Annotated in this window: 9 protein-coding genes; 4 read left to right on the top strand and 5 right to left on the bottom strand. The window is 73.4% G+C overall.

Annotated elements, in window-relative coordinates; all coding sequences use genetic code 11:
* Positions 1 to 12 precede the first annotated feature (12 nt).
* The 4 genes from DWB77_RS38280 to DWB77_RS19935 all read left to right on the top strand — a co-directional run bounded on the left by DWB77_RS38280 (position 13) and on the right by DWB77_RS19935 (position 5,429).
* Positions 13 to 2,148 carry an ATP-binding protein gene (locus DWB77_RS38280; RefSeq protein WP_342778035.1) on the top strand — a complete coding sequence of 712 codons (2,136 nt, stop codon included), beginning with the start codon at positions 13 to 15 and terminating at the stop codon, positions 2,146 to 2,148.
* Positions 2,149 to 2,198: 50 nt separating this feature from the next.
* A complete protein-coding gene (locus DWB77_RS19925) occupies positions 2,199 to 3,776 on the top strand; it encodes a peptidoglycan-binding domain-containing protein (protein WP_120722528.1) in 1,578 nt (525 codons plus the stop codon).
* Between the two features lie 229 nt (positions 3,777 to 4,005).
* Positions 4,006 to 5,013, top strand: coding sequence for a hydrogenase expression protein (locus tag DWB77_RS19930; protein ID WP_162952569.1), 1,008 nt, complete (start codon positions 4,006 to 4,008; stop codon positions 5,011 to 5,013).
* Complete coding sequence (locus DWB77_RS19935) at positions 4,980 to 5,429, top strand: RICIN domain-containing protein (RefSeq protein ID WP_120722530.1); 450 nt, start codon at positions 4,980 to 4,982, stop codon at positions 5,427 to 5,429. The genes DWB77_RS19930 and DWB77_RS19935 overlap by 34 nt, the downstream gene beginning before the upstream one ends.
* Positions 5,430 to 6,094: 665 nt before the next feature.
* On the opposite strand, the gene DWB77_RS19940 is transcribed toward DWB77_RS19935, so the two are convergent.
* The 5 genes from DWB77_RS19940 to DWB77_RS19960 form a co-directional block, all read right to left on the bottom strand.
* On the bottom strand, positions 6,095 to 8,077 hold the full coding sequence (locus tag DWB77_RS19940) for an AAA family ATPase (protein ID WP_120722531.1): 1,983 nt from the start codon (positions 8,075 to 8,077) through the stop codon (positions 6,095 to 6,097).
* Positions 8,074 to 8,706 carry a DUF4255 domain-containing protein gene (locus DWB77_RS19945; RefSeq protein ID WP_120722532.1) on the bottom strand — a complete coding sequence of 211 codons (633 nt, stop codon included), beginning with the start codon at positions 8,704 to 8,706 and terminating at the stop codon, positions 8,074 to 8,076. Before DWB77_RS19945 ends, DWB77_RS19940 begins: the two co-directional genes overlap by 4 nt.
* 108 nt (positions 8,707 to 8,814) lie before the next feature.
* Positions 8,815 to 9,492: a helix-turn-helix transcriptional regulator gene (locus DWB77_RS19950; RefSeq protein WP_120722533.1), complete on the bottom strand. Its 678-nt coding sequence runs from the start codon at positions 9,490 to 9,492 to the stop codon at positions 8,815 to 8,817.
* Positions 9,493 to 10,075: 583 nt separating this feature from the next.
* On the bottom strand, positions 10,076 to 11,656 hold the full coding sequence (metG, locus tag DWB77_RS19955) for a methionine--tRNA ligase (protein WP_120722534.1): 1,581 nt from the start codon (positions 11,654 to 11,656) through the stop codon (positions 10,076 to 10,078).
* A gap of 142 nt (positions 11,657 to 11,798) precedes the next feature.
* Complete coding sequence (locus DWB77_RS19960) at positions 11,799 to 13,163, bottom strand: VWA domain-containing protein (protein ID WP_174248588.1); 1,365 nt, start codon at positions 13,161 to 13,163, stop codon at positions 11,799 to 11,801.
* Between the last annotated feature and the right edge of the window lie 26 nt (positions 13,164 to 13,189).

The raw sequence follows: 13,189 nt of genomic DNA on the forward strand, positions 1-13,189 counted from the left end.
GAGCTGTGCGCCCTGCTCCAGGACGCGTCCGAGGCGCGGGCGATGGCGGTGGCCGTCCTCACCGGTCTGGGCGGCGTGGGCAAGAGCGCCCTGGCCGCCACCGCGGCGCACCGGATGCGTGGGGCCTTCCCCGACGGTCAGCTCTACGCCGATCTGCGCGGGGCCGCCGAGCCCGCCGACAGCGCGGACGTGCTGACCCATCTGCTGCGCTCCCTGGGCGTACCCGAGGGCGCCGTCCCCGACGACGCCGGCCAGCGGGGCGCCCTGTTCCGCTCCCTGCTCGCGGGCCGCCGCGTACTGATCCTGCTCGACAACGCGCACGACACCGCCCAGCTCCGGCCCCTGCTGCCCGGCACCCCGGGCAGCGCCGTCCTGATCACCAGCCGGGCCCGGATCGTCGGGCTGCCCGGCGCCCGGCTGCTCGACCTGGAGGCGATGACCGAGCGGGACGCCCTCGCGATGCTGGAGGCGATCGTGGGGGGCGAGCGGGTCGCCGCCGACCCCGGCGCGGCCCGCCGGCTCGTCGCCGCCTGCGGACGGCTGCCGCTCGCGGTGCGCATCGCCGCCGCCCGCCTGGCCGCCCGCGCCGACTGGGCGGTGGCCGACCTGACGGCCCGGCTCGGCGACGAGCGCCGCCGCCTGGACGAGCTGGAGGCCGACGGCCTCGGCGTCGACGCCGCGTTCCGCCTCAGCTACCAAAGCCTCGACCCGCACACCGCCCGGGCCTTCCGCCTGACGTCCGCCGCCGCCGTTCCGGTCTTCGGGCGGACCACCGCCGCCGTGCTGCTCGACATCGACGAGGACGCCGCCGAGGACGCCCTGGAGGCACTCGTCGACGCCGGGCTCCTGGAGGCCTGCGGCATCGACCGCTACCGCTTCCACGACCTCGTACGGATCTTCGCCCGGCGCGTTCTGGACGACTCGCCCGACGCGGCCGAGCGGCCCGCCGCCCAGCGCCGCCTCCTGGACCACCTGCTTGCCACGGTCACCCACGCCGTGCGCCGGCTGCGCCCGCACAGCGATCTGCCCGACCTCCTGCACCCCGCGAGCACCCCCGGACACCGGCCGGCCGACGCCGAGGCCGCCCGGGCCTGGCTCCAGGAGTCCCACCAGCTGATCCGCGCCACCGCCGAACAGGCCCTGGGCAAGGGCCCCTGGGAGGACCTGGGCGAGCAGGCGCTGCGGCCCGCCGTCGACCTCCTCACCGGCTGGGCGCACCTCATCCTCGGCACCGCCCGGCGCCGTGAACTCCAGGGCCCGGCCCGGCTCGCCCTGGCCGGCGCGCACTGCCACGGCGACTCCCGCTCGGCGGCCCGCGCGCTGCGCCTGATCGCCGCCGTACCGCAGCAGGGCGCCGACACCTACCCGCGCATCGAACGCGCCCTGCGCCAGGCGCTGCGCTTCGCGGCGCTCGCCCCGGACCCGCTGACCGAGTCGGAGGCGGCGCACGAACTCGCCATGATCCTGGCCGCGATGGGCCGCTCCGCCGAGGCGCTGCCCCTCTTCGAGCAGGCCTACGCCCGCCATGTCGAACTGGGCGGCCGGGGCGACGCGGTGCGCGTCCTGGCCCATGTCGTACGCGCCCGCATGTTGCTCGGCGACAAGGAGCGCGCCGAGGCCGCCGCCGACGAAGTGCTGCGCAGCGCACGGGAGTTGGGGGACCGCAGTACGCTGGGGCACGTCCTGTACCAGATCGGTTGCGCGCTCCTCGCGGGCGGCCGCCCGGTGCGGGCCGCGGCCCATCTGCGCGAGTCCCGCCAGCACCACCAGTGGGTGGGCGACCTGCGCTGGGAGGCTCTTGCCTGGGCCCGGCTCGCGCACTGTGCGCTGGCCAGGGAGCGGCCCGGGGAGGCGGCGGCCTGTGCGACGCAGGCCCTGTCCATCGAGGGCGACCTCGGGGACGCGTTCTGCCGGGGTCTCGCGCTCGCGGCCCGCGGCCGGGCGCTGCTCGCGCTCGGCGAGGCACCGGCGCTCTCCGCGCTGGCCTCGCTGCGCACCGCGCACCGGCTGCTCAGCGCCCGGGGCGCGGCCGAGGCCGACGAGCTGACGTCGCTGCTGTGGACGGCGCCGCCCGCGCCGCGCCGCCCGGGGGTCCCGCCGGGCAGCCCGTCGCGCGGGGCCGCGAGTGCAGCCCGGGCTGCCCTCTGACAGAGCCTTTTGGGCAGGGGGGCGCACGGCACGCCCCCTAGCCTTTCCCCATGACCATGTGGACGTCTCTGGACCCGGCCGCCGTCGCCGTCGAGCCCGGCGGGCGGGCCACCGCGCGACTGCGCGTGCGCAACACCGGGGACACCGTCGAGGAGTACCGGCTCTCGGTGGTGGGCGCCCCCGCCGGCTGGGCCCGGGTGGAACCCGACACCATGCGCCTGTACCCGGGCAGCGAGGCCACGGCGGAGCTCTCCTTCGCCCCGCCGCGTTCGCCCGACGCGCCGGCCGGGCCGGCCTCGTACGGCATCCGGGTGGAACCGCGCCAACACCCCGACGTCCGCGAGGTGTTGGAGGGGCAGGTCACGGTCGCGCCCTTCACCGAGCTGCGCGCCGAAATGCTGCCGCCGAGCCTGGTGGGCCGCTTTCGCACCCGCGCCTCGGTCGCCGTCGACAACCTCGGCAACACCGCGCTCACGGCGTCCCTGACGCTGCGCGACGAGACCAACCGGCTCACTTACGAGATGGCGCCCAACTCGGTGCAGATCGCGCCCGGCCGGGCCGCGTTCGCCAAGCTCGTCATCCGGCCGCAGCAGGTCCGCTGGACCGGCGGCTCCGAACAGCACCGGCTGACCCTGATGGTGCGCCGCTCCGGCGACGACACCGGTCTCGTCCTCAACGGCTCCTTCGACCAGCGCCCGGTGCTGCCGCGCTGGCTGTTCGTCGCGGGCAGCGCGCTGGTGGCGGCCTCGGTCGCGTTCGTCGCGCTGTGGATGGGCTTCCAGCCGAAGGTGAACACGGCGACGGGGGAGGCGCAGGCCGCTTCCAGCGCGCAGCCGGTGCCGCAGGGCGCCGAGTCCCCGCTGCCGTCGGCCCCCGCGTCCCCGCCGCCGGTCCAGCCCGGCGCCTCGACCCCGGCCGGTGACGGCGCGGGCGGCGCGGGAGGCGGCGGCGGTGGCGGGGGTGACGCGGCGGGCTCGGACCTCGGCGCCGGGCCGCCGGTCGTGCCGCCGCCCCCGAAGGCGGCTCCCAAGGCGGCGCCGAACGCGCCGCAGGGCCCCGTCTGGGACGTGGGCTACAAGCCGGACGACATCGTCACGTTCGCCCAGTACCGCCTGGCCACGCTCGGCAACGAGTGCACCCTCCAGCCGGGCTGGACCGCCGGCATCATCGACAAGGCCACCCAGACCTCGCTCGCCTGCTACCAGCGGCACGTCATGCGGGACCAGAAGAGCAGCCGCCAGCTCACGGCCACCGACAAGAAGCCGGGCACCCTGGGCCGCGCCACCCTCACCTCGATGTGGGCGCAGGGCATCAAGGCCGAGGACGTGAAGGCCGGCGCGAACAACTTCAAGGTCCGCCAGCTCGCCGCGGCCCTGTGGTGGGCCAACCAGTCCCGGATCTCGGACGCCGATCTCGACCGCGACCGTGGTTACGCCCGGCAGGGCATGGACTACTTCAAGGCCGGGCAGCAGGGTGGTGTGGCGATGAAGTCCGATGCCGGCCTGGCCAGTGCGATCAAGGACTACCAGTCCTACGTCGGGCTGCCCGCGAACGGTGTCGCCGACCAGAAGACCATCAACTGGCTGGTCGGCGGCGATGTGAAGGACCGCGGTGTCCCGGGCCGTTAGCGCGGACGTTAGCGGGCGTTAGGCGCTGCTGATCGCGGCCTGAGAGGCTGCTCGCACCACAGACTCCCGGGCGGTTGTTCCCCCGCAACCGTCCGGGTTCAGCTCCCTTCGGCCGCCCCCGCCCGGGGCCGCCGGACCAGCGGAGATGGCCGGTCGGGCAGTGAGTGCTGCCCCCGGAACTGCCCCTTGGGGCCCTGTACTTCACCCCCCGTGGCACTTGACTCGGGGGGTGAGTATGTGGACTGCCCTGGAGCCCCCCGCCACCACCGTCGCCCCCGGTGACAGTGCCGTCGTACGGCTGCGGGTGCGCAATACCGGGGACACCGTCGAGGAGTACCGGCTCTCGCCGGTCGGTGATGCCGCCGGGTGGGCGAGCGTCGAGCCGACCGTGCTGCGGCTCTACCCCGGGACGGAGGCGACGGCCGAGGTCACCTTCGCGCCGCCCCGCACTCCGGACGCGGTGGCGGGCCCGAGCCCCTTCGGCATCCGGGTGGAGCCGCGCGAGCACCCGAACGAGGCCGATGTCGTCGAGGGCCGTCTCACCATCAGTCCCTTCGCCGAGCTGCGCGCCGAGCTGGTCCCGCGCACCGTGCGGGGCCGGCGCCGGGCGCGTGGCCGGCTTGCCGTCGACAACCTGGGCAACCAGCCGCTGACCGCCTCCTTCTCCACCCGCGACAACGGCGACTCGGTCACCGTCGAGGCCAACCCCACCGCGATCCAGGTCGACCCGGGCCGGGCCGGTTTCGCCGAGGTGCAGCTCACCTCGGTGAACGTGAGCTGGATCGGCGGCGTACGCCAACACCCGTTCACCGTCTCGGTGTTGAGGTCGGGCGACGCGACCCCGCAGGAGCTGCGCGGCACCTATGTCCAGCCGTCGGTGTTCCCGCGCTGGGTCGTCACCGTGGGCTCGCTCCTGGTGGCGGCGCTCGTGGCGTTCATGGTGATCTGGTTCCAGCACGACCTGGGCGTCAAGACCCAGGCGTCGGAGCAGCCGCCGGCCAAGGAGGAACCGCTCCCGCAGGGTTCCAAGAGTCCCCTGCCGTCCGCGCCGCCGCCCCCTCGGACCCGCCGAAGGCCCCGTCCACGGTGCCCTCACCCGCGGCTCCCGCAGCCGAGCAGCCCAAGCCCAAGAACCCCGGTGGCGGCAAGCCGGCCGGCGGCGGCGGCGGTCCGAAGAAGCCCCAGTACGACCCCAACAAGCTGGTGCGCATCCAGTCCGGGCTCGGCATGTATCTGACGACGGCCACCGACCAGAAGCCCGAGGGCCGCTACGTCTACACCGCGAACGAGATCCGCAACCAGCCCGTCTGGGACCAGTACTGGTACGTCCGGCCGCTGCCGCAGGACGAGTTCGCGTTCAGCTCGTCGTCCGAGGACTGGGCCGTCGCGGACAACACCAGGGAGGGCAACCAGATCCAGATGTGGGGTGCCTCCGGAGGCAAGGCGAGTCTCACCACCGGGCAGATGACCAGCAACCAGAAGTGGTCGATCCAGCCGATCGAGGGGGCGGACGGGTTCGTGCGCCTGGTCAGCAAGGACGGCGGCTGGTGCCTGTCCGACCTCTCGCCCAACGACAAGGTGCTCCAGGTCTCGGAGGTCCGCCCCTGCGGCGCCCTCCCCGCCGACCAGCAGCGCTGGCGCATCGTTTCGTAAGCGTCGACTCGTAAGGCCTCCTCCGCATCGGAGGGGGCCGAACGCGTTGCGGGGCTCAAACGCGTTGAGGGGCCCGGGTGCCATGCGGCACCCGGGCCCCGAAGGAACTGCTACACCATCTGCCGACCGTGTTCCTGCGTCGGCCTACTGTTTTCCGCCGACCCGGCCTGGGAGCTGTCGGGCGTGCGGGGATCGCGGATGCGTGACCGGAGACCACCTCGCTATCGATGTCCTGCGGTACCCGGGCCGATCTTCCGCCCGGGCGATCCTGATGGCGCTCAACTCCTCCGTTCTTTCCCTCTGATCCTGCTGAGCCGATACTGCGTACTGCGATGTTGCGAACTACTGGTACTGCGACTTTCTGTACTGCGATGGCGGCCCCTGATCACTGCGGGCCACCCGGTCCGGTCGTCAGTCCCGTCGCCGTCCTGCAACTGCTCTGGCTTCGACACTCCACGACCGCACCGCACTGCGACTGCATCCCGCATGAGCGGGTCCTGCTGCCCGGCAGTTCGTCTCTGCCGGGCCTTGTTTGATCTCGGCTACAAGAGAAACCATAGCCATGTGGCACCGCAATGTCTACTGCGGCCGGGATAGATTTCCGGATGTCGACAAGAGAGCTGGTGGGCAGCCGGTCAGGACCGGACTGTCGGTCAGGACCGGCCCTAGGGCGCCCAGGCCGTGCCCGCGCCCGGAACGAGCCGGCCGGACTTCACGTACTCGCGGCGCGCCCCGGCGCGTACGTCCGCGGCGGTCACCGCGGAGCCCCGGCCCGCCGCCAGATAGCCCGCCGTCACCGCCGCGGAGCGGATCGCCCCGCCCGCGAGCTCGAACTCCTTGGCGCAGGCGTCGAGTTCGGCGTCCAGACCGTCCTCCTGCGGCACCCCCGCCAGGCAGCCGCGCCACAGCGTCGCGCGCAGCGCCACATCGGGGAAGGGGAAGTCCACGACGAGGTCGAGCCGGCGGGTGAAGGCCTCGTCGATGTTGGCCCGCAGGTTCGTGGTCAGGACCGCGATCCCGTCGAAGGCTTCGAGGCGCTGGAGCAGATACGCGCTCTCCAGGTTGGCGTACCGGTCGTGCGAGCTCTTGACCTCGGACCGCTTGCCGAACACCGCGTCCGCCTCGTCGAAGAGCAGCACCGAGTCGGTCCGGTCGGCCTCGACGAAGATCTTCTCCAGGTTCTTCTCGGTCTCGCCGACGTACTTGTCGACCACCGACGACAGGTCCACGACGTACATGTCCAGGCCGAGCTCGCCCGCGACGACCTCCGCCGCGAGCGTCTTGCCCGTGCCGGAGTCGCCCGCGAACAGCGCGACCACACCCCGGCCGCGCCCCCCGCCGGTCCGCAGCCGCCACTCGCCAAGCACCCGGTCGCGGTGCCTGGCCCGGCCCGCGAGCTCGTGCAGCATCGCGAGGGGCTCCTCGGGCAGCACCAGGTCCTGGAAGCCGACGGCGGGCCGGACCCGGCGGGCGTGCCGGTCGAGCAGCGGCGCCGACAGGAGCCGGGCGCTTTTCTGCACATGGCCGAGCCCCACCGGAACGCCGTCGAACCCGGCGAGCGCGAGTGCCCCGCGCGCGGCCCGCCGCACCTGTCCGGCGCCGAGCCGGTAGGGCCCGACGGCCTCCGCCAAGTCGCCCTCGTAGCCGGGGAGTTCCTCGGTCCAGGCGGTGAGCGGGTCGGTCTCGGCGGCGGTGTCCTCCAGGGCGAGCAGGCCCGCGGCGGGGGCCCAGGTCGGGTCGTACGGGAGGGTCCCGGCGAACACCACGGTCACGTCCGGCGCCGCGAGCTCCCGGACCAGCGGCCCGGGCTGCTCCTCGGGCAGCTCGACGACGACAGCGGTCCCGGCCCCGCGCAGCCGGGCCTCGCGCAGCAGGGCGCGCGCGGCGGCGGGGTCGGTGCGTTCGGGACGGTGGCGCAGGACGGCCCGCCCGGCGCCGCGCAGGGCGGCGGTCACCGCGTCCGCGCCGCTGCCGGCCCGGCGCTCGCGCAGATGGACGCGGACGGGGGCCGGGGCGAGGGCGATCCGCGCGGCGAGTCCGGTCTCGGGGGCGGCGCCGCCCGGAGCGAGCAACTCGACGACGGCGCCGTCGAGTTGACCGTCCAGGGTGTCGTCGCCCAGGAGGTGGGCGACCACGCGCTCGGGGACCCGCAGCGCCCGCCCCGGCAGCGGCCGGTCCTCGTCCTCCAGGACCAGCAGCCCGCCGCTGATCAGCGGCGCCGCCGGATGCAGCCGGGCGCGTGCGGCGGGGTCGTGCGGTCCGGTCCCGGCGAGTTCCAGGGCGAGCGCGACCGAGGCCCTGCGCCGGCCCACGTCGTCGTTGAGGTAGCCGTACAGCGGCTCGAAGCGCCGGTCCACATCGGGGGCGAGCGCCGCCACCAGGAGCCGTACGTCGAGGGCGGTCAGCCCGAAGCCGCCGGTCAGCGCGGTGACCCGGTCGCCCGGCGCGGGCGCGAACGAGTCGTCCGGGGCCGGGGGCGGGGGCGCGGGGGAGTCGGCGAGGCGGGCCGCGGTCTCGGCGGAGACGTACAGGCCCCGCAGCGGGTCCTGGGCGGTGGGATCGTCGGCGGAACGGGCCGCGACCAGGGAAGCGACCGTGGCCCGCAGGTGGTCGAGCCGGAGCAGCAGGGCGACAGCGGCCTCGTTCACCGGGACCCACCCTCCTGCGGGGTCCGCATCAGGCGGGGCTTCGCGTCGTCGGGCACGCCGTCGCGGCCGCGTACGGTGATCACGCCCTCGGTGACCGGCGGCGCGACCGGGTACACCGGGGTGACCGGGAACGGCGTGGTGATCACCACGTCGAGCGAGGGCTTCAGCTCGCCGCCGAGCGCCGACCAGATGTCGGCCAGCGAACGCGACTCCGCCGGCGGCACCGCGACGGTGATCGGGAGCGCCACCTTGTAGGCGTCGAGCGCCCGCGGCACGTGCTCCTGCGGCAGCATCTCGTGCGGCAGCAGACACGCCAACACCCCCGAAAGCAGGCGGTGTTCGTCCTCGGGGCGGCTGGTCCACGCGGTGAGCAGATAGGAGAGCCGGAACCAGCGCGGGGGCTGCCGCCTGCGCAGGACCACCCCGTTGGCGTCGCGTTCCGCGTACGAGCCGCGCTCGCGGCGGGCCACGTCCTCGCGGATGTCGTAGAGGTAGGCGTTGAGGGTGGGGGTGTTGCGCCGGGCCGCCCAGTCCCGGGTGGGCGCCTCGAAGACGACCTCCCCCGTTCCCTCGGGCAGCGCCCCGCCGCGCAGGATGCGCCGCAGCGCCTCGTCGATTTCGTGGATCATTGAGCCAGTTTCCCGAGTTCCCGGACCCGCCGCGCCGAACGGGCGCGACGGTGAGTGAGCGGTGCGGGCCCGCGGCGGCCGACGTCGTGACGGCGCGGGCCGTCGCGGCTAGATGTAGCCCTCGCGCAGCGCGTAGGCGACGGCGTGCGCGCGGTTGGTGAGCTGGAGGCGGGTCATGAGCGCGTGCAGGATGTTCTTGACGGTCCGCTCCGAGTAGGCGAGCTTCTCGGAGATCTGCCGGGTGTCGAGGCCCTCGGCGACCAGACGCAGCACGTCGACCTCGCGCGGCGCCATCCCGAAGAGCGGGGCCGCCGACGAGGAACCGGCGGACGCGGAGGTGGTCTCCGAGCGGCGCAGCCGTCCGACCTGCACGAGCAGCCGGCTGATCAGGTCCGGCGGCAGCTCCCCCTCGCCGCGCGCCGCACTGTGCACGGCCTTCAACAGGCGCTGTTCGGTGGCCTGGTGGCGCCACAGGATGGCCCGCACCCCGTATTCGACCACCGTCAGCAGATCGGGCTCGCGCAGTTCGCGGGCTATGAGCACCACGCGCTGCTCACCGCCGCGCACCACGCGGCGCAGCTCCGCGGAGGCCGTGTCGTCGACCTGGTCGACGAGCATGACGGCCACCGCGGGATCGGCCGGGCGGCCGTCCGTCTCGCGGCTCTCCCGGGTGTCCCGCAGGACCTCTACCGTCGGCTGATGCTGGAGGTGGCTGATGACCCCGGCCCGGCTCAGCGGATCGGAGGCGTGAACGGTCACCGTGACACGATTCGCGAGCAATGGCATTCCCTGTCCTTTCCTTCCCCGTGCGTACCGACCCGCACAGCTTGGGCGGCCCCGATCAACAGCGAATCAACAACCGTTGAATGGGCCACGGATCCTGCCGACAGGGAGGAAAGACGTCAGAAAAAGAGGTGTCTGCGCGCGCAGGGCACGGGGGTCTCCTGGGGCTCCGCCCCAGACCCCGTTCGCGCCTCAACGGCGCTCGTCCTCAATCTCCCCCAAGGCCTTAAGGGCCAGGGGGGACCCCCATGACGGGCTGAGGTGGCCGATGCTGGCCAGCACCGAGCATTTAAGGGGCGCGGGGAACTGCGCGACCAGCCACCCACGGCCCGCAGCCGAGAGGGGGTTTAGGGGCGCGGGGAACTGCGCGACCAGCCACGCACGGCCCGCAGCTGAAGACGGGTTTTCAGGGGCACGAGGAACTGCGCGAGAAGCGGGCACGGCTCGCAGCCGAGAGCGGGTTTCAGGGGCGCGGGGAACTGCGCGAGAAGCGGGCACGGTCCGCAGGGGAGAGGGGGTTACAGGGGCGCGGGGAACTGCGCAAGGATCGGGCACCTTGCGCAACCCGCCCCCCCCGCGTTACGCGTTACGCGGGCTTCTCCTCCAGGCGCGGGAAGAGCACCGCACCCTTGGTGACCTTCGCGCCCGGCGTCAACGCGCCCCAGACGCCTGCCTCTTGGACCCGCTGATCGGCCAGCGAACCCAGCGCGGCCTCGGCGCCGAGCGAGTCCCACAGCTGCTGAGAGGTGTCCGGCATCACCGGGTTGAGCAGTACCGCGACCCCGCGCAGCGCCTCGGCGGCGGTGTACAGGATCGTCGCGAGCCGCGCCCGGCCCGCGTCGGACTCGTCCTTGGCGACCTTCCACGGCTCCTGTTCCGTGAGGTAGCCGTTGACCTGCTTCACGAAGTCGAAGACGGCCAGGATGCCGCCCTGGAAGTCGAGTTCGTCGCCGATGCGCCGGTCCGCCTCGGCCGCGGCCCGCGCCAGGCCCTCCTGGACGGCCGCCTCGGCGGCGCCGTCGGCGGCCGCCGCGGGCAGCTCGCCCCCGAAGTACTTGCCGACCATCGCCGCGACCCGGGACGCCAAGTTGCCGTAGTCGTTGGCGAGTTCGGAGGTGTAGCGGGCGGTGAAGTCCTCCCAGGAGAACGAGCCGTCCTGCCCGAAGGCGATGGCCCGCAGGAAGTACCAGCGGTAGGCGTCCACGCCGAAGTGGGAGGTCAGGTCCTGGGGCTTGATGCCGGTCAGGTTGGACTTCGACATCTTCTCGCCGCCCACCATCAGCCAGCCGTTGGCCGCCACCTTCCCCGGCACCGGAAGCCCGTTGGCCATCAGCATGGCGGGCCAGATGATCGCGTGGAAGCGCAGGATGTCCTTGCCGACGAGGTGCACGTCGGCCGGGAAGACCTCCTCGAAGCGGGCCTGGTCGGCGCCGTACCCGACGGCCGTCGCGTAGTTGAGGAGCGCGTCCACCCACACGTAGATCACGTGCTGGGGGTCCCACGGCACCGGGACGCCCCAGTCGAAGGTCGACCGCGAGATGGACAGGTCCTGGAGGCCCTGGCGCACGAAGTTGAGCACCTCGTTGCGGGCCGACTCGGGCTGGATGAAGCCGGTGTTCGCCTCGTAGAACTCCAGGAGCTTCGGGCCGTACTCGCTCAGCTTGAAGAAGTAGTTCTCCTCCTTGAGCAGCTCCACCGGCTTCTTGTGGATGGCGCACAGCTCGGTGCCGTCCTCGGCCCTGATCAGGTCGCCCGGGAGCTTGTACTCCTCGCAGCCCACGCAGTACGGCCCCTCGTAACCGCCCTTGTAGATCTCGCCCTTGTCGTACAGGTCCTGCACGAACTCCTGCACCCGGTCGGTGTGCCGCTTCTGGGTGGTGCGGATGAAGTCGTCGTTCGCGATGTTCAGGTGTTCCCACAGGGGCTGCCACGCCTCGCCGACGAGCTTGTCGCACCACTCCTGCGGGGTGACGCCGTTCGCCTCGGCCGTCCGCATGATCTTCTGGCCGTGCTCGTCGGTGCCCGTCAGGTACCAGACCTTCTCGCCGCGTTGGCGGTGCCAGCGGGTGAGCACGTCACCGGCGACGGTGGTGTAGGCGTGGCCCAGATGCGGGGCGTCGTTGACGTAGTAGATGGGCGTCGAAACGTAGTACGTCGGCGAAGGCATGCGCGAAATCCTATCCGCCGGGGTTGCCGCGACCGCCCGGGATGTCCGGATGGCGGACGGGCGAGGGCCCTCGGGCGAACGACGGAGCCCGCCCCCGACAGAGCAGAACGGGGACGGGCTCCGTGATGTGCGGCGCGGTGCCTCAGGGGCGGTAGGAGCTGAGCAGCCCCCGGTAGACCTCGGCGTCGCTCAGCTCGCGCGGGGCGGGACCGGCGTGGAAGAAGCCGACGTGGTCGTGTTCGCCCTCGGCCGTGCGCAGGAAGTCGAAGGCCTTCGAGTCGTCCTCGCCGAACGCCACGAACTGCCAGTACAGCGGCTTGTCGGCGACGTCCGCGAGCGCCTGGCGGGCGGGCAGCTTGGCGTGCGGGGCGCCGTCGGTCTGGAACACGACGAGCACCGGCCCCTCGTGCCCGGACTTCTCGACGTGCTCGACGACCTCCTCGACGGCCCGGTGGTAGCTGGTGCGGCCCAGACGCCCGAGCCCGGCGTGCGTCTCGTCGACGAGACCCTCGTACGCGTCGAGGCCGAGCTCGACCGACCCGTCGATGTCGGTGGAGAAGAACACGGTGTGCACGGTGGCGTCCGCGTCGAGGTGCGCCGCGAGGGCGAGCACCTGCTCGGCGAGGCCCTGCGCGCTGCCGTCCTTGTAGTACGGGCGCATCGACCCGGACCGGTCGAGCACGAGGTACACCTTGGCCCGCGCCCCGGCGATCCCCGCCTTCTTCAGCGCGGCCCCCGCCGCCTTGTAGGCCCCCGCGAGCCCCGGGGCCCGCGACTTGACCTTGGCGGCGGACAACGCGGACTGCGCGACCGGAGCGGGCTCCGCCTTGACGGGCTCGGGCTCGCGGTCCGCCTTGACGGGCTCGGGCTCGGGCTCGGCCTGAACGGGCTCCGGCTCGGGCTCCGGCTCCGCGACGGGCGCGACGTCGGCCTCCACCTTCGCGGGCTCGGGCTCGGCCTTGACGGGCTCGGGCTCGGCCTTGACGGGCTCGGGCTCGGCCTGAACGGGCTCGGGCTCCGGCTCGGCGACCTTCTCCGTCACCTCAGCCTTCTCCGGCACCGCGGCCTTCTCCGGCACCTCGGCCTGCTCCGGCTCCGCCGCCTTCTCCGGCTTCGCCTCGGTACGGGGCTGCGGTACCTCGGCGACGACGGGCTCGGGAGCCGTGTCGGCGCGGGAGGAATCCGCGGAGGAAGAGGAGTCCGTGGTCGAGGGGGAGGACGGGGAGGGAGACGGGTGGGAGGGAGCGGACGGCTCCGAGGGGCGGGACGAGTCGGCCGGGGCCGGCCCGTCGAACGCGGCGGCCACCAGCGCCTCCGCCGGGGACAGATCGCGCCGCCCCGGCGCCGGAACGGACGGCGCGGCGGTGGCTCCGTCCGTCGTGGTGGCCGGTGCCTCGACCGCCTCGGGGGCGCGTTCCGTCTGGGGCGGTACGGAAGCCGCCGTCTGCTCGGCACGCTCCGTGCGATCGCGTCCGAACACCTTGCGCAGCAAGCTCCGAATGCCCATGGGCGAGGCCTTTCGCATGAGTTGGG

The sequence above is a fragment of the Streptomyces hundungensis genome, assembly GCF_003627815.1.
Classification (GTDB): domain Bacteria; phylum Actinomycetota; class Actinomycetes; order Streptomycetales; family Streptomycetaceae; genus Streptomyces; species Streptomyces hundungensis_A.